The following is a 16,134-nucleotide window of genomic DNA, read 5'->3' as shown; positions in this document are numbered from 1 at the left end:
AGAGGCCCCCTCCCGTCGGGAGGGGGCCTCTCGTCACGTCAGGCGCCGCGAGGGCGCCGAGCGGGTGTCAGCCGATGACGGCCAGCACGTCGCGCGCGGAGAGGATGAGGTACTCCTCGCCCGCGTACTTGACCTCGGTGCCGCCGTACTTGGAGTAGATGACCTTGTCGCCGACGGCCACGTCGAGCGGCACACGGTTGCCCTTGTCGTCGATCCGACCCGGGCCGACCGCCAGGACCTCGCCCTCCTGGGGCTTCTCCTTGGCGCTGTCGGGGATGACGAGACCGGACGCGGTCGTCGTCTCTGCCTCGAGGGTCTTGACGAGGATCTTGTCCTCGAGGGGCTTGATGGAGACCGACACAGCGGACCTCCCCTTCGCATCTGAGTTGGTGAGCCACATGTCTGCGCCGCACCGCCGGTCGCCGTCGTCGCGGGTGCCGGGACCACGGGCACGGTTGGCACACTCACGAGGAGAGTGCCAGCTCCTCACTCTAGGAACGCGTTAGCACTCGGTCAACCCGAGTGCCAGCACGGGTTCGCGCCCGCACGTCGGGCCGGCACCGGGCAGGGCCCCACGGCCGGGGCGCCCGGCACGCCGGAGCCCGGTCCGGCACGTCTCCGGGCGCGGTCGTGGCAGGCTGGGCGGATGGACGACGCGGGCCTGGCCCAGGTGCTGAGCCCGCAGGGGTGGGCGCTGCTCGGGGCGCTGCCGCCCTACGACGAGAAGCACGCCCTCGTGCTGGCCGAGCGCCTGCAGCGGGACGGGTTCGACCGCTCGCTCGTCGCCGCGGCGCTCACGCAGTCGCGGCTGCGGGCCAAGGCCCGCGGCAAGCTCGGCGACTTCGCGGACGGCATGCTGTTCACCCCCGCGGGGCTCGAGCAGGCCAGCCGGCTCGAGGTCGCCGCCCACCACGCGCGGCGCTACCTCGACGCGGGCTGCACCTACGTCGCGGACCTCACCTGCGGGCTGGGCGCCGACGCCCTCGCCCTCGGGGGCGTCGGCCTGCGGGTCGTCGCCACCGACGTCGACGAGACCACGGCGGCGCTGGCCACCGTCAACCTGCGCGCGCTGCCCGAGGTCGAGGTGCGGCACGGCGACGGGCTCGCGCTCGACCTCGCCGGCGTCGACGGCGTGTTCGCGGACCCCGCCCGGCGCACCGGCACCGGGCGGCGGGTGTTCGACCCGAGCGCCTACGCGCCCCCGCTCGACGCCCTCCTCGCGCTGCGGAGCACGGTCCCCGCGCTGGGCCTCAAGCTCGGCCCCGGCCTGGCGCACCGCGACCTGCCGCCGGACGGCGAGGCCCAGTGGGTCTCCGTCGACGGCGACGTCGTCGAGGTCGGCCTCTGGTTCGGGCCGCTGGCCCCGCAGGGCCCGGGGCGCACCGCGCTCGTGCTGCGGGGCGGGACGCCGCACACGCTGCGCGCCGCGGACGCCGCCGCCAACGACGCCCCGCCCGTCGGGCCGCTCGGCGCCTACCTCTACGAGCCCGACGGCGCCGTCATCCGCGCCGGCCTCGTCGGCACGGTGGCCCAGCGGGTGCGCGGACGGCTCGTGGACAGCACGATCGCCTACGTGACCGCCGACGACCTCACGCCCGACCCGACCGCCACCGCGTACCGGGTCCTCGACGACATGCCGTTCGGCCTCAAGCGCCTGCGCGCGTACCTGCGCGAGCGCGGGGTCGGCCGCCTGACCGTCAAGAAGCGCGGCACCGCCGTGGTGCCCGAGCAGCTGCGCAAGCAGCTCGACCTGCGCGGCCCGGCAGAGGGCACGGTCGTCCTCACGCGGGTCGCGGGGCAGCAGCGCGTCCTGGTCGTGGAGCCCGTCTGATGGCCGCGCCGGTCCCCCTGCCGTTCGCCCGGTCGGAGCGCTCGACGGTCGGCATCGAGTGGGAGGTCGCGCTCGTCGACGCCGACTCCGGCGACCTGCGGCAGGCCGCCCAGGCGATCTTCGAGGCGGTACGTCCCGCCGACGGCGCCGACCACCCGCACATCACGTCCGAGCTGCTGCTCAACACCGTCGAGGTGTCGTCCGGCAAGTGCCGCACGGTCGGCGAGGCCGGGGCCGACCTGCAGCGGGCCCTCGACGAGGTCGCCGCCGCCGCGGAGCCGCTGCGCATCCAGCTCATGGGCGGCGGCACGCACCCGTTCGCGAGCTGGGCGACGCAGCGCGTGACCGACAAGCAGCGGTACGCCACGCTCATCGACCGCACGCAGTGGTGGGGCCGGCAGATGCTCATCTACGGCGTGCACGTGCACGTCGGCATCGAGGACCGCGCGAAGGTCCTGCCGCTGTCGCGCGCCATGCTGACCGTGTTCGGGCACATCCAGTCGCTGTCGGCGTCGTCGCCGTTCTGGGGCGGGAAGGACACCGGCTACGCGTCCAACCGGGCACTGCTCTTCCAGCAGCTGCCGACCGCCGGGCTGCCGCCGCAGCTCGAGCGCTGGGAGGAGCTCGAGCAGTACGTCGGCGACATGCGGCACACCGGCGTGATCGAGCAGGTCGACGAGGTCCGCTGGGACATCCGCCCCGCCCCCCGGTTCGGCACGCTCGAGATGCGCATCGCCGACGGCGCGCCCTCGCTGCTCGAGGTCACCGCCATCAGCGCGCTGACGCACTGCTTCGTCGAGCACTTCTCCACGCTGCTCGACGCGGGCGAGCCGGTACCCACGATGCCGCCGTGGTTCGTGCAGGAGAACAAGTGGCGCTCGGCGCGCTACGGCATGGACGCGATCCTCATCACCGACGCCGCCGGCGAGGAGGAGCTCGTGACCGACGCCGTCGGCCGCTGGCTCGTCGAGCTCGCGCCGGTGGCCGAGCGGCTGGGGTGCAGCGCCGAGCTGGAGCAGGTCCGCACGATCCTGCGCCGCGGGGCGTCGTACCAGCGGCAGCGGGCCGTGGCGCGCAGGAACGCCGGCGAGCTCGAGCCGGTCGTGCGCGCCCTCGTCGCCGAGATGGCGGCCGGCCGTCCGCTCTGACGCCGACCCGACGGGGCCCCGGCCGGACCGGGGCCGCCGGTCAGACCAGGACCTGCGTCAGCGGCATCGAGGAGTCGACCGGCAGGTCGAGCGGGGAGGGGCGCATGCCCCGGCGGACGACGGCCGACCCCAGCGCGGCGATCATCGCGCCGTTGTCGGTGCAGTAGCGGATCGGCGGGATGCGCAGCTCGATCCCCGCCGCGGCGCAGCGCTCGGCCGCCATCTCCCGCAGCTGGGAGTTCGCCGAGAACCCGCCGCCGACGACGAGGGTCGAGACGCCCTCGCGCCGGCACGCCGCGATCGTCTTGGCGGTGAGCACGTCGGCCACGGCGGCCGCGAACGAGGCGGCGACGTCCTCGAGCGGGACGGGCTCGCCGGCGTCCTGGCGGGCCTCCACCCAGCGGGCCACGGCCGTCTTCAGGCCCGAGAACGAGAAGTCCGTCGCGTGCTCCGCCTGGTCCTTGGGGGCCGTGAGGCCGCGCGGGAAGCGGATCGCGTCGGGGTCGCCCGTGCGCGCGAGGCGGTCGATGTGCGGGCCGCCGGGGTACGGCAGGCCCAGCAGCCGGCCGACCTTGTCGAACGCCTCCCCCGCGGCGTCGTCGAGGGTCGAGCCGAGCTCGGTGACGTGCACGGTGTCGTCGATGCGCAGCAGGGACGAGTGGCCCCCGGAGACGACGAGCGCGAGGACCCGCTCGGGGAACGGGCCGTCGACGAGCTCGTCGACGACCGCGTGGCCGATGACGTGGTTCACGCCGTACAGCGGCCGGTCGAGCCCGATCGCGAGGGCCTTGGCGGCGGCCGCTCCGATCGTCAGGGGCCCGACGAGCCCGGGACCGGCGGTGACGGCCACAGCGTCGACGTCGCCGAGCGTGACGCCCGCCGTCGTGAGCGCGCGCTCGATCGTGGGGACCATGGCTTCCAGGTGCGCCCGCGAGGCGATCTCGGGGATGATCCCGCCGAACCGTGCGTGCTCGTCGACGGAGCTGGCCACGGCGTCGACGAGCAGCTCGTGACCGCGCACGAGCGCGACCCCCGTCTCGTCGCACGACGTCTCGATGCCCAGGACGAGGGGTGCGCTCACGGCGCCCAGGATAGGTCGCAGACGCCTCTGCCGGCGCACCGGGACGACGCCACCGACGGCCGGGTGTGGGCCACCTCACGTCGCTCCGGGGCATGCCCTGCGGGTCGTTGAACGTTCACCGAGCATGACGACGCAGACCCTGCCCCTGCCCGACGGCGCCCTGCTCGACGAGGCGGCCGTGCACTCGCTGTTCCTCGACGCGCGCACCGTGCAGTCGTTCACGTCGCAGGAGGTCACCGACGCGCAGGTCGCCGCCGCCTACGACCTCGCCCGGTGGGCGCCCACCGCCATGAACACCTCGCCCCTGCGCGTCGCGCTGGTCCGCTCGGGCGCGGCCCGCGAGCGCCTCGTCCAGCACATGGCGCCCGGCAACCGCGACCGCGTCCTGGCCGCTCCCCTGGCCCTGGTCCTGGCCGCCGACCCCGCCTTCCACCGGTACGGGGCGACGCTGGTCCCCCACGCGCCCGACTTCGAGGCGTCCTTCGAGCCCCAGGTCGAGGCCCGCGAGCGGATGTCCCGCGACAACGCCTGGCTGCAGGCCGGCTACCTCCTGCTGGCGCTGCGCGGCGTCGGCCTGGGCGTCGGCGCGATGGGCGGCATGGACGCCGCCGGCGTCGACGCCGACCTGTTCGCCGACCAGGGCTGGCGCACGCTCCTGGTCCTGACGGTCGGCCACCCGGAGGGCGAGGGCACGACGCGCCCGCGCGCCCCGCGCCTGACGTTCGAGCAGGCCTCGACGACGCTCTGAGCCGCCCCGGGCGGGGTCGGCCTGCGGGCCGGTCCGCCCTCCGGACGGCGGACCGGGGTCAGCGCCCCACGGCGAGCGGGCGGGACGCGTCGTGCGACCACTGCGACCACGAGCCCGGGTAGAGCGCCGCGTCCACGCCGAGCGACGCGAGCGCCGCGACCTCGTGGGCCGCGGTCACGCCCGACCCGCAGTACACGCCGACGGCGTCCCCGCCGCGCCGCACCCCCAGGGACGCGAACCGCTCCCGCAGGGCCCCCGCCGGCAGGAACCGGCCGTCCGGCCCGAGGTTGTCCGTCGTGGGGGCGCTGCGCGCACCGGGCACGTGGCCGGCCCGCGGGTCGACGGGCTCGACCTCGCCCGCGTAGCGCTCGACCGCCCGGGCGTCGAGCAGCACGCCGCGGGCCGCGAGGTCCGCCGCGCCGTCGGCGTCGACCGTGGGCAGCGCCCCGCCCGTGAGCACGACGTCGCCCGGCTCCACGGGCACCGCACCCGCCTCGACGGGGTGGCCGGCCGCCACCCACGCCGCCAGGCCGCCGTCGAGCAGACGCACGTCCCGCACCCCCGCCCACCGCAGCAGCCACCACGCGCGCGCCGCCGACGTGCCGCCACCGGCATCGGCGACGACCACCGCGGCGCCCTCCCGCAGCCCCCAGCCCCGGGCGCAGCGCTCCAGGTCGGCGACGGCGGGCAGCGGGTGCCGCCCGTCGGCCGACGAGGGCGGGGCCGCGAGCTCGGTGTCGAGGTCCACGTAGACGGCACCCGGCACGTGCGCCGCCAGGTGCTGCTCGTGCCCGTCCGTCCGGCCGAGCGCCCAGCGCACGTCCAGCACGAGGGGCGGGTCGTCGTCCGCGAGACGGGCGGCGAGCTCGTCGACGTCGACGAGCACGCCCCGTCGCAGCGCCTGCTCGTCCGCCCCTGCGGGAGTCGTGGTGCCGGTCATCGTCGCCTCCGTGGTCCCCTGGTCGTGGCAGCCGTGCCGTCGCGGCCCCGCCGTCGCGGCCGGGTCGCCGTCGTGCGGTCGCCGCCCGGTGCGGGTCGCGCGGTCCTCACCCCGTGGTCGCCGCCGGCGTCGGCGCCCGCAGGTCCAGGCGCATCGTCCAGGCGTCGACGTCACCCGGCTGGTAGTAGGCCCGGCGCCGGCCGAGCCGCACGAAGCCGAGCGTGTCGTACAGGTGCATCGCGGGGTCGTTGTCGACGCGGACCTCGAGCAGCACCGCGTCCGCACCGACGGTCCGGGCGTGGTCGAGCAGCACCGTGAGCATCCGCCGGGCGATCCCGCGGCCCTGGTAGGCGCTGTCCGTGCCGACCGTCATGACCTGCGCGTCGTACCCGTCGAACCACAGCCCCGCGTAGCCGACGAGTCGACCGTCGCCGACCGCGGCGCCCACGTACGTGCGCCCCGGCCCGACGATCTCGTCGGCGAGCGACTGCGTCGACCACGCGGCCGGGCCGAACAGCTCGGCCTCCATGCGCTCGAGGGCCGGGAGGTCGGCGGCGGTCAGCGGCCGGACCTCGACGTCGTCGGCCGCACGAGCGGACGGCGCCGGGAAGGGCTGGCTCACGCGAGGACCCGCTTGCGCGCGGCGGGTGGCTGCGCGTCGGGTCGGCGCAGGTACAGCGGGTCGACGGGCTGGTCCGCGCCCGCGTCGCGGCGCTCCAGCGCGAGCCCCACCAGCCGGGCGGGGTCGAGCACGAGGCCGCCGAGCCCCTCGGGCAGCGGGGAGGTGCCGAGCACGTCGGGGTAGCCGTCCCGGCCCGCACCCACCACGACCTCGCCGTCGACGCGCGGCACGTCGGCGGGCGCCGCCACGTCGGGACCCGCGACGAGGTCGGCACCGCCGTCGCGCACGACGTACCGGGCCCAGTACACCTCGTGCCGGCGCGCGTCGGTCACGACGAGCAGCGACGTCCCGGCGGGCAGCGCCACGGCTGCGGTCGCGGCCAGCGCGTCCAGGCTGGGCACGCCCCACACGGGGATGCCGCGCGCGAGGCCCAGCACACGGGCCGTGACCAGCCCGACGCGCAGCCCCGTGAACGGGGCCGGCCCGGTGCCGACGGCGACGCCGCGCAGCTCCGCCGCGTCGGTGCCGGCCTCGGCGAGCGCCCGCACGACGAGCGGTGCCAGGTGCTCCACGTGCCGGCGCGGCGCCGCGTCGACCAGCGTGCGGGTCGTGCCGTCGTCGGCGACCACGGCCACCGCCACCGCGGCCGAGGTGTCGATGCCCAGGTAGCTCATGCGTCCTCCGTCGTCGTCGGGGCCGGCGCGCCGGGCAGGGCGACGCCCGCCCACCGTGCGCCCACGCCCTGCACCGTCAGCGTGCGCTCGCCCGCCGCGGCGTCCTGCACGTCCGCGTCGGCGGCGAGCCCGCCGTGGGGGCGCGAGAGCCGCAGCTCGAGCCGGTCGTCGGTCAGGCCCTCGACCCACCCCTCGCCCCACTCCACGACCGTCACGGCCTCGTCGAGGGACGCCTCCAGGTCGAGCGCCTCGACCTCGTCGAGGGAGCCCAGACGGTACGCGTCGACGTGCACGAGCGCCGGGCCACGGGTGCCGTCGGGCCGCGGGAGCGCCGGGTGCTCGCGCGCGATGACGAACGTGGGTGACGCGACCTGCCCGCGCACGCCGAGGCCGGCACCCAGGCCCTGGGTGAGGGTCGTCTTGCCGGCGCCGAGGTCGCCGGTGAGCACGAGCAGGTCGCCCGCGCGCAGCAGGGGGGCCAGCGCGCGACCCCACGCCCGGGTGGCGTCGGCGTCGGGCAGCCGCACGACGAGCGGCTCCGCGGCGGCGCTCACCGGTCACCGCCGACGCCCGCGGCGACGACCGACGGGACGGCCCGGGCGCCACCGTGGGCGGCGTCCGTGTCGACGTACTCGCGCGGCACACGGGCCCCGACGCGGGTGACGAGCTCGTACGCGATCGTCCCCGCGGCGTCGGCCCAGTCCTGCGCGGTCGGCGCTCCGTCGGTGCCGGGGCCCCACAGCTCGACGCGGTCGCCCGCGACCTCGCGCGCACCCGCACCGAGGTCCACGACGACCTGGTCCATGCACACGCGCCCGGCGACGCCCAGGCGCCGCCCGCCGACCTGCAGCGGTCCGCCGAGGGCGCCGGCCCGTCCGGACGCGTGCCGCGGCACCCCGTCCGCGTAGCCCACGGGGACGACGCCCAGCACCGTGTCGGCCGGGGTCGTGTACTCGTGCCCGTAGCTGACGCCCGCACCGGCGGGCACGGGCTTGACCGTGGCGAGCCGCGCCTCGAACGTCATCGCCGGCACGAGGCCGAAGCGCTCGGGGCCACCGACCTGCGGCACGGGCGAGATCCCGTAGGCCGCGATGCCCGGGCGTACGAGGTCCCAGTGCAGGTCCGGGGCCGTGAGGGTCGCGGCGGAGTTCGCCAGGTGCCGGACCTCGAGGCGGGCCCCGGCGCGCTCGACGGCCGCGACCGCGTCGGTGAACACCGCGGCCTGCGCACGCACCGACGGGTGGCCGGGGTCGTCGGCGTAGGCCAGGTGCGACCACACCCCGACGACCTCCAGCACGCCCTCGGCCTGGGCCGCGAGCGCGGCGGCGAGCACGTCGTCGAGCTGCGCGGGGACCAGGCCGTTGCGCGACAGCCCCGTGTCGACCTTCAGGTGCACGCGCGCGGCCCGCCCGGCGGCGCGCGCCGCCGCGACCAGCTCGTCGAGCGCCCAGGGGGCCGCGACGGAGACGTCCACGTCAGCCTCGACGGCCTCGCGCAGGGGCGCGCCCGGGGCGTACAGCCACGTCAGCACGCGCGCACCGGTGACTCCGGCGCGGCGCAGGTGCAGGGCCTCGGAGACCTGGGCCGTGCCGAGCCACGTGGCCCCGCCCTCGAGGGCCGCGAGCGCGCACGGCACGAGGCCGTGGCCGTACGCGTCGGCCTTGACGACGGTCATGACCTGGGCGGTCGGGGCGTGCGCGGCCAGCGACCTGACGTTCTGACGGACGGCGCCGAGGTCGACGACCACGCGCGCGGGGAAGTCGTTCACGCGCGCCAGTCTCTCACCGCCCGGGCGTGCGCCCACCCGTGCGCACGGCGTCGGGGGCGTCCGGGTCGACCACGACGTCCGCGCGGGCCGCTCCCGCGGCCACGAGCCGGGCGTTCGCCTCGTCGGGGCCCGTCGACCACGCCCGTGCGGCGTCGGGGGTCTTGCCGAACGCCTCGTGGCGGGCCACGAGGCGGGCCAGGCGCACGCCGTCGTCCGGGGCGACGAACCAGCTCTCGTCGAGCAGGTCGGCGACGGGACCGAACCCGTGCGCGTCGAGCAGCAGGTAGTTGCCCTCGACCACGACGAGCGGCACGTCCGCCGGGACCCCGATCGCCCCGGCGAGCGGGTTGCGCAGGTCGCGGCGGTACTCCGGCGCCCACACGGTGGCGCCGGGCCGCGGCTCGCGCAGACGGTGCAGGAGCGCGACGAACCCGTCGGCGTCGAAGGTGTCGGGGGCGCCCTTGCGGTCGGCGCGCCCGAGCGCCTCGAGCGTCCGCTGCGCGAGGTGGAAGCCGTCCATCGGCACGACGACCACCCGGCCGGGCCGGGCGGCGGCGACACGGGCCGCGAGGGTGGACTTGCCGGCCCCGGGCGCGCCGGCAATCCCGAGCAGCCGCCGTCCGCCCCGCCCCAGCAGCGCGTCGACCCGGGCGGCGAGCGGCGCGGGCAGCGGGGTCGTCACCGCGCCGCCCCGCCGAGCAGCGCCGCGACGGTCGCCGGGACCGCGTCGGCGACGGCGGACGCCGTGACGGGCCCGCCGGGGTTGGCCGCGTGCGCCGCCCGCCCGTGCACGAGCGCGGCCAGGGCGGCGAGCGCGGCGGGCAGCGTCGGGTCGGCCGCGGCGTCGGCCGCACGTCCCGCGAGGACGGCGCCCAGCACGCCGGCGAGGACGTCGCCGGCACCTGCCGTGGCCAGCCACGGCGGGCCGTCGGCCTGGGCGTAGGCCGCACCGTGCGGGCCGACGACGACCGTCACAGGCCCCTTGAGCAGCACGGTCGCGCCCGTGACCTCGTGGGCACGCCGCGCGTGCTCCCAGGGCGACGCCTCCACGTCGGCGCGGGACACCGCTGCGCCGCGGGCGGTGAGGAGCGTGGCGAGCTCGCCGGCGTGCGGGGTCAGCACCACGTGCGGCGGGACGCGCGGGGGCAGCACGTCGAGGGCACCGGCGTCGACCACGACCGGCTCGCCGTGCGACGCGGCGCGTGCCACGGCGTCCCGGGCCCGGGAGCGCTGCACGTCGTCGTCCGGTCCCACGCCCGGGCCCACCACCCACGCCTGCACGCGCCCGGGGCCCGCGACGACCTCGGGGTGCGCGGCCACGACGGGCGCGTCGCCGAGGTACCGGACCATCCCGACGCCCGCGCGCAGCGCGCCCGACGTCGCCAGGACCGCGGCCCCGGGGTACGCGGCCGAGCCGGCGACGACGCCGACGACGCCGCGCACGTACTTGTGCCCGGACGCCGGCGGGACGGGCCACAGGTCGACGACGTCGGCGGCCTCGAGCCGGGCGACGGCGGGCGGGCCGGCCAGGTCGAGCCCGATGTCGACGACGACGAGGTGGCCGACCGCCGCGGCCGCCGGGGGCAGCACGTGCGCGGGCTGCGGCACCCCGAACGTCACGGTCACGTCGGCGACGGGTACCGGACCCGCGCAGGTGCCGTCGTCCACGCCGACGCCCGAGGGCAGGTCCACCGCGACGACGAGCGGGCCGGGGCCCGCGTGGCCCCGCAGGTCCGCGAGCGCGGCCACGAGCCCCGCCCCGGGCCCGCGCACGCCCCCGCCGCGGGCGCCCAGCCCGAGGAGGCCGTCGAGCACGACGTCCGCGGCGCCGAGCGCGTCGCGCACGGGCGCGGGGAGGTCGCCGTCCGGCACCGGCAGCACGCGCCCGCCGGCGGTCCGCACCGCGGCGAGCCCCTCGGCGTGGGGGTCCGCGACGGTCGTCAGCGCCGTCACGCGCACCCCGCGGCGCGCGAGGAGCGCCCCGGCGTGCAGCGTGTCGCCGCCGTTGTTCCCCCCGCCGACGAGCAGCACCACGTGCGCACCGCGCACGGCACCGCGCGCACGGCGCAGCAGGCGGGCCACGTGGTGCGCGAGCCCCGTCGCCGCACGGGTCATCAGGGGCACGCCGTCGCGCAGCAGCGGCTCCTCGGCGGCGCGCACGGCCGCGGCGTCCCAGGTCAGCAGCACCCGCCCATCCTTGCGCGTCCGGGGCGACGGTGCGAGGCGCGACCGTGCGGCGCGGGCCGGGGCCCGCCGGTAGCGTGCGACCCATGCGCTTCGGACTCTTCATCCCCCAGGGCTGGCGGCAGGACCTCACGGGCATCGACGCCCGCGAGCACTGGCCGGTCATGCGTGACCTCGCGACGTGGGCCGACGACGGCGACGCCTTCGAGTCGGTCTGGGTCTACGACCACTTCCACGCCGTCCCCGAGCCCAACGGCGAGGCGACCCACGAGGCGTGGAGCCTGATCAGCGCCTTCGCCGCGGCGACGTCGCGGGTGCGCCTCGGCCAGATGTGCACGTGCATGGCCTACCGCAACCCGGCGTACCTGGCCAAGGTCGCCACCACCGCGGACGTCATCTCCGGCGGCCGCGTCGAGATGGGCATCGGCGCCGGCTGGTACGAGCACGAGTGGCGCGCGTACGGGTACGGCTTCCCGACCGCGGGCACCCGGATCGCGATGCTCGACGAGGGCGTGCAGATCTTCGAGCAGCTGTGGTCCACGGGCACCGCGACGTTCCACGGCGAGCACTACCAGGTGGACGGCGCGCAGCTGTCACCGCTGCCCCTGCAGGCGGGCGGCCCGCCGCTGTGGATCGCCGGCGGCGGCGAGAAGAAGACGCTGCGCATCGCGGCGAAGCACGCGCGCTACACGAACTTCGACGGGTCCCTCGAGGGCTTCGCGCACAAGTCGCAGGTGCTGCGCGGGCACTGCGCGGACGTCGGGCGCGACTTCGACGAGATCACGCGCTCGGCCAACTACAACGTGGTCGTCGGCGCCACGCAGGCCGAGGTGGACGACCGCCTCGCGTGGATCGAGCAGCACTACGCCGCGACCGTGCCCACGAAGGCCGCCGAGGTCGCGGCGCAGTTCCGTGACGGCCCCCTGGTCGGCACGCCCGAGCAGATCGTCGAACGGCTCCGCGCCCTGCAGGAGCTCGGCATGACGTACGCGATCACGTACTTCGCGGAGGCCGCGTACGACCGTTCCGGCATCGAGCTGTTCGCGCGCGAGGTCGTGCCACACCTGCGCTGAGCCGCAGACGCCTGACGCCACCGTTCGCCGGGGCGTCAGGCGTCGCGCTCGGCGACGACCATCGCGGACGCGATGCCCGCGTCGTGGGAGATCGACAGGTGGAACCGGTCCACCCCCAGCGCGTCGGCCCGGGCCCGGACGGTGCCCGTGACCTCGACGACCGGCTGCGCGCCCGCGACCCGGCGGACGGTCGCGTCCTGCCAGCTCATGCCGGGCGGCGCGCCGAGCGCCTTGGCGATCGCCTCCTTGGCCGCGAACCGGGCGGCCAGCGACGTCGCGGGCATGTCCCGCTCGGCGGGCGTGAACAGGCGCTCGCGCAGCCCGGGGGCCCGCTCCAGCGTCGCGACGAACCGGGCGACGTCGACGACGTCGATGCCGACCCCGACGATCACTCGACCGTGACGGACTTGGCCAGGTTGCGCGGCTGGTCGACGTCCAGGCCCTTCGCGGTCGCCAGCTCGGCCGCGAACACCTGCAGCGGGACCACGGTCAGCAGCGGCGCGAGCAGCGTCGAGGACTGCGGCACCGAGAACACCTCGTCGGCGTACGGCACGACGGCCTCGTCGCCGTCCTCGGCGATCACGAGGGTGCGGGCGCCGCGGGCCCGGATCTCCTGGATGTTCGAGACGATCTTCGAGTGCAGCGAGTCCCGTCCGCGCGGGGACGGCACCACGACGAACACCGGCTGCCCGGGCTCGATGAGGGCGATCGGCCCGTGCTTGAGCTCGCCCGCCGCGAAGCCCTCGGCGTGGATGTACGCCAGCTCCTTGAGCTTGAGCGCGCCCTCCATCGCCACGGGGTACCCGACGTGCCGGCCGAGGAACAGCACCGACTGCGTGTCGGCCATCCACCGGGCGATCTCGCGCACGCGGTCCGCGCGGTCGAGCACCTGCTGGATCTTCTCCGGCATCTGGCGCAGCTCGGCCATGATCGCGCTGATCTCGTCGGGGAACTTGTTGCCGCGCAGCTGCGCCAGGTACAGGCCCAGCAGGTAGGCGGCCGTGATCTGGGAGAGGAACGCCTTCGTCGACGCGACGGCGATCTCCGGCCCCGCGTGCGTGTACAGCGCCGCGTCGGACTCGCGCGGGATCGTCGACCCGTGGGTGTTGACGATCGCGAGGGTCGTGGCGCCCTGCTCCTTGGCGTGACGCACCGCCATGAGGGTGTCCATCGTCTCGCCCGACTGCGAGACCGCGACGACGAGCGTGCGGTCGTCGACGACGGGGTCGCGGTAGCGGAACTCGTGCGCGAGCTCGACCTCGACGGGGATGCGGCACCAGTGCTCGATGGCGTACTTCGCGACGTGCCCCGCGTAGGCGGCCGTGCCGCACGCGACCACGACGATCTTGTCGACGGAGCGCAGCACCGACTCGTCGATGCGCATCTCGTCGAGCACCAGGCGGCCCGTGGTGTCGGTGCGGCCCAGGAGGGTGTCCGCGACCGCCTGCGGCTGGTCGTGGATCTCCTTGTCCATGAACGAGCGGAAGCCACCCTTCTCGGCGGCCTTCGCGTCCCAGTCGACCGTGAAGCGGCGCGCGTGCGCGGGCTCGCCGTCGAAGCCCGTCACGGTCACCGAGGTCGGCGTGATCGTCACGACCTGGTCCTGGCCGAGCTCGAGGGCCTCGCGCGTCGAGGCGATGAACGCCGACACGTCCGACCCGAGGAAGTTCTCGCCCTCGCCGAGCCCGACGACGAGCGGGGAGTCGTGCCGCGCGCCGACGACGGTGTCGGGCAGCGCCGCGTGGACGGCCAGCAGCGTGAACGTGCCCTCGAGGCGCCGCGCGACCTGGGTGAGCGCGTCCGTGAGGTCCTTGGTCGCGTCGTAGGCGCGGGCGACGAGGTGCGCCACGACCTCGGTGTCGGTCTCGGACGCGAACGTCACGCCGTCCGCGACGAGCTCGGCCTTGAGCAGCGCGAAGTTCTCGACGATGCCGTTGTGGATGACCGCCACGTCGCCCGACACGTGCGGGTGGGCGTTCGCGTCGGTCGGGCCGCCGTGCGTCGCCCACCGGGTGTGCCCGATCGCGGCCGTCGCCGCGGGCAGGGGCCGGGCCTCGAGCTCGTCGACGAGGTTGACGAGCTTGCCGGCCTTCTTCGCGGTCGCGAGCTCGCTGCCGGGGGCGACGAGCGCCACGCCCGCCGAGTCGTAGCCGCGGTACTCGAGGCGCCGCAGCCCTTCGAGCACGACCTCGAGCGGGCGAGCGCTGGGCAGCTGGTCCCCGACGTATCCGACGATCCCACACATGGCGCCGATCCTAGCTGCCGGTCGGGACGGCACGTCCCGGTCCGCCGGGCGCCGGGTGGGCGTCCCCGCCGCGGACGCCGGTCCGCGCAGGTCCGCGCGATGGTCCACAATCGACGGGTGCCGACGTCGACCCCCACCGTCGCCCCCTCGACGCCCTACGTCGACCTCGACAGGGAGGCCTGGACCCGGTTGTCGGCGTCCACCCCCCTGCCGCTGACCGACGCGGACGTCGAGCACCTGCGCGGGCTCGGCGACCCGATCGACCTGGCCGAGGTGGACGCGATCTACCGACCGCTGTCGCGCCTGCTGAACCTCTACATCGGGGCGACGCAGGGCCTGCACCAGGCGTCGAGCACGTTCCTGCGCGAGGACGTGGGCCGCACGCCCTTCGTCATCGGGGTGGCCGGGTCCGTCGCGGTCGGCAAGTCCACGACGGCGCGGATCCTGCGCGAGCTCATCGCCCGGTGGCCGGACACGCCCCGGGTCGAGCTCGTGACGACGGACGGCTTCCTGCACCCCAACGCCGAGCTGGAGCGCCGCGGCCTGCTGCAGCGCAAGGGGTTCCCCGAGTCCTACGACCGGCGGGCGCTGCTGCGGTTCGTCTCCAAGGTCAAGGCCGGGCGCCCGGAGGTCGCGGTGCCCGTGTACGACCACCTGACGTACGACATCGTCCCGGACGCCCAGGTGGTGGTCCGCCAGCCCGACGTCCTCATCGTCGAGGGCCTGAACGTGCTGCAGCCGGCCCGTCCCACGCCCGAGGGCACGTCGAACCTGGCGGTCAGCGACTTCTTCGACTTCTCCATCTACGTCGACGCGCGCACACCCGACGTGAAGCAGTGGTACGTCGACCGGTTCCTGTCGCTGCGCGCGACGGCGTTCGCCCGGCCTACGTCGTACTTCCACCGCTACGCGGCGCTGAACGACGACGAGGCGGTCGCCCGGGCCGAGAGCATCTGGGACTCGATCAACGCGCCCAACCTCGAGCAGAACATCCTGCCGACCCGCAGCCGGGCCACGCTCGTGCTGCGCAAGGGACCGGACCACGCCGTGCAGCGGGTCCGCCTGCGCAAGCTCTGAAGCCGGGGCTCAGCCCGCGACGGACCCGGGTCCGGGGTCCGCGACGAGCGCGACAGGGTGCTCGGTGACGGCCACGACGTCGAGGTCGTCGAGCGCCGCCGCCACGCCCTCGGCGCCGCACACCGCCCACGGCTCGAGCAGGACCGCGTCCTCGAGCGCGTCCAGCAGCCAGACCTGCGGGCCAGGGCCGCCGGTGCAGACGGTCGACGCGTGGTCGACGCCCGCCAGGAGCGGGGTCAGGTCACCCTCGAGCCGGGTCGCACGCACCGAGCGCCACTCCCCTGCCGAGTCCTTGAGGGTCGCCCCCCGCTCGCAGACGAGCACCGTGTCAGGGACGAAGCCCTCGGGCGGCGCGCCCCGTGCCGTCTCGACGCCGCTCGTGGCGGCCGCCGAGGGAGCGAGCGACGGGTCGAGGCTCAGGCCCAGGACGTCGAGCACGGGCGCGGCCAGGCACGACGCCCCGGCGTGGACCTCGGCGGTCGCCGCACCGGCGTCCTGGCCCGCGCGCGCCGCGTCGGCGCAGCCGGCGAGTGCGAGCACGAGCGCCACGGCGCCGGCCACCCGCCCTGCACGTGCCACGTCGCCGCCCCCTCGTCCCGTCCGGAAGCGCACCACGGATCGGCCCTGGCGGGCCCGCGGTGCGCGCAGGACGGCGTCGGCGGCGCCCTGCCCCCGAGACTAGGCGCGCGGACGGATCACCCGTCCGGTCGATACCGGATCGTTGCCGCGTCGTGCCCGATCGT

17 protein-coding genes are annotated in these 16,134 nt (G+C 76.2%); 5 read left to right on the top strand and 12 right to left on the bottom strand.

What is annotated here, in order from left to right; all coding sequences use genetic code 11:
- Positions 1-67: 67 nt before the first annotated feature.
- Complete coding sequence (gene groES / locus FBY24_RS12510) at positions 68-361, bottom strand: co-chaperone GroES (RefSeq protein ID WP_140457262.1); 294 nt, start codon at positions 359-361, stop codon at positions 68-70.
- A 285-nt stretch (positions 362-646) separates the two neighbouring features.
- Between groES and FBY24_RS12505 the strand changes: the two genes are divergently transcribed.
- Positions 647-1,831: a class I SAM-dependent methyltransferase gene (locus FBY24_RS12505; RefSeq protein ID WP_142160995.1), complete on the top strand. Its 1,185-nt coding sequence runs from the start codon at positions 647-649 to the stop codon at positions 1,829-1,831.
- Positions 1,831-2,979, top strand: coding sequence for a glutamate--cysteine ligase (locus tag FBY24_RS12500; RefSeq protein ID WP_142160993.1), 1,149 nt, complete (start codon positions 1,831-1,833; stop codon positions 2,977-2,979). The genes FBY24_RS12505 and FBY24_RS12500 overlap by 1 nt, the downstream gene beginning before the upstream one ends.
- 40 nt (positions 2,980-3,019) lie before the next feature.
- Here the strand turns inward: FBY24_RS12500 and tsaD are convergent, their stop codons facing one another.
- On the bottom strand, positions 3,020-4,060 hold the full coding sequence (gene tsaD / locus FBY24_RS12495) for a tRNA (adenosine(37)-N6)-threonylcarbamoyltransferase complex transferase subunit TsaD (protein ID WP_142160991.1): 1,041 nt from the start codon (positions 4,058-4,060) through the stop codon (positions 3,020-3,022).
- A gap of 124 nt (positions 4,061-4,184) precedes the next feature.
- Here tsaD and FBY24_RS12490 point away from each other — a divergent pair, with 124 nt between their 5' ends.
- On the top strand, positions 4,185-4,808 hold the full coding sequence (locus tag FBY24_RS12490; RefSeq protein WP_142160989.1) for a malonic semialdehyde reductase: 624 nt from the start codon (positions 4,185-4,187) through the stop codon (positions 4,806-4,808).
- 58 nt (positions 4,809-4,866) lie between these two features.
- Here the strand turns inward: FBY24_RS12490 and FBY24_RS12485 are convergent, their stop codons facing one another.
- From FBY24_RS12485 to FBY24_RS12455, 7 genes are all read right to left on the bottom strand, one after another.
- Entirely contained in the window at positions 4,867-5,748 is an 882-nt protein-coding gene (locus tag FBY24_RS12485) for a sulfurtransferase (protein ID WP_142160987.1), read from the bottom strand.
- A gap of 106 nt (positions 5,749-5,854) precedes the next feature.
- Positions 5,855-6,370: a ribosomal protein S18-alanine N-acetyltransferase gene (rimI, locus tag FBY24_RS12480; RefSeq protein WP_255432374.1), complete on the bottom strand. Its 516-nt coding sequence runs from the start codon at positions 6,368-6,370 to the stop codon at positions 5,855-5,857.
- Positions 6,367-7,044 carry a tRNA (adenosine(37)-N6)-threonylcarbamoyltransferase complex dimerization subunit type 1 TsaB gene (gene tsaB / locus FBY24_RS12475; RefSeq protein WP_142160985.1) on the bottom strand — a complete coding sequence of 226 codons (678 nt, stop codon included), beginning with the start codon at positions 7,042-7,044 and terminating at the stop codon, positions 6,367-6,369. Before tsaB ends, rimI begins: the two co-directional genes overlap by 4 nt.
- Complete coding sequence (gene tsaE / locus FBY24_RS12470; protein ID WP_142160983.1) at positions 7,041-7,598, bottom strand: tRNA (adenosine(37)-N6)-threonylcarbamoyltransferase complex ATPase subunit type 1 TsaE; 558 nt, start codon at positions 7,596-7,598, stop codon at positions 7,041-7,043. The genes tsaB and tsaE overlap by 4 nt, the downstream gene beginning before the upstream one ends.
- Positions 7,595-8,812, bottom strand: a complete 1,218-nt coding sequence (gene alr / locus FBY24_RS12465) for an alanine racemase (RefSeq protein ID WP_142160981.1) — start codon at positions 8,810-8,812, stop codon at positions 7,595-7,597. The genes tsaE and alr overlap by 4 nt, the downstream gene beginning before the upstream one ends.
- Before the next feature lie 13 nt (positions 8,813-8,825).
- On the bottom strand, positions 8,826-9,494 hold the full coding sequence (locus FBY24_RS12460; RefSeq protein ID WP_142160979.1) for a nucleoside/nucleotide kinase family protein: 669 nt from the start codon (positions 9,492-9,494) through the stop codon (positions 8,826-8,828).
- Positions 9,491-10,999: a bifunctional ADP-dependent NAD(P)H-hydrate dehydratase/NAD(P)H-hydrate epimerase gene (locus FBY24_RS12455; RefSeq protein WP_142160977.1), complete on the bottom strand. Its 1,509-nt coding sequence runs from the start codon at positions 10,997-10,999 to the stop codon at positions 9,491-9,493. Before FBY24_RS12455 ends, FBY24_RS12460 begins: the two co-directional genes overlap by 4 nt.
- Before the next feature lie 83 nt (positions 11,000-11,082).
- Between FBY24_RS12455 and FBY24_RS12450 the strand changes: the two genes are divergently transcribed.
- Positions 11,083-12,069, top strand: coding sequence for an LLM class F420-dependent oxidoreductase (locus tag FBY24_RS12450; RefSeq protein ID WP_142160975.1), 987 nt, complete (start codon positions 11,083-11,085; stop codon positions 12,067-12,069).
- A 35-nt stretch (positions 12,070-12,104) separates the two neighbouring features.
- Here the strand turns inward: FBY24_RS12450 and FBY24_RS12445 are convergent, their stop codons facing one another.
- Together FBY24_RS12445 and glmS are read right to left on the bottom strand one after the other, a co-directional pair.
- Positions 12,105-12,461 carry a holo-ACP synthase gene (locus tag FBY24_RS12445; RefSeq protein ID WP_142160972.1) on the bottom strand — a complete coding sequence of 119 codons (357 nt, stop codon included), beginning with the start codon at positions 12,459-12,461 and terminating at the stop codon, positions 12,105-12,107.
- Complete coding sequence (gene glmS, locus FBY24_RS12440; protein ID WP_142160970.1) at positions 12,458-14,314, bottom strand: glutamine--fructose-6-phosphate transaminase (isomerizing); 1,857 nt, start codon at positions 14,312-14,314, stop codon at positions 12,458-12,460. Before glmS ends, FBY24_RS12445 begins: the two co-directional genes overlap by 4 nt.
- Before the next feature lie 99 nt (positions 14,315-14,413).
- Between glmS and coaA the strand changes: the two genes are divergently transcribed.
- Positions 14,414-15,391 carry a type I pantothenate kinase gene (gene coaA / locus FBY24_RS12435; protein WP_142160968.1) on the top strand — a complete coding sequence of 326 codons (978 nt, stop codon included), beginning with the start codon at positions 14,414-14,416 and terminating at the stop codon, positions 15,389-15,391.
- A gap of 9 nt (positions 15,392-15,400) precedes the next feature.
- Here the strand turns inward: coaA and FBY24_RS12430 are convergent, their stop codons facing one another.
- Positions 15,401-15,970, bottom strand: a complete 570-nt coding sequence (locus tag FBY24_RS12430; protein WP_142160966.1) for a hypothetical protein — start codon at positions 15,968-15,970, stop codon at positions 15,401-15,403.
- Positions 15,971-16,134: the final 164 nt, after the last annotated feature.

The sequence above is a fragment of the Cellulomonas sp. SLBN-39 genome (genome assembly GCF_006715865.1).
In the GTDB taxonomy this organism is placed as follows: domain Bacteria; phylum Actinomycetota; class Actinomycetes; order Actinomycetales; family Cellulomonadaceae; genus Cellulomonas.
The sequence above is the reverse complement of the archived record's forward strand: the minus strand, read 5'-3'. Positions and strand labels throughout refer to the sequence as shown.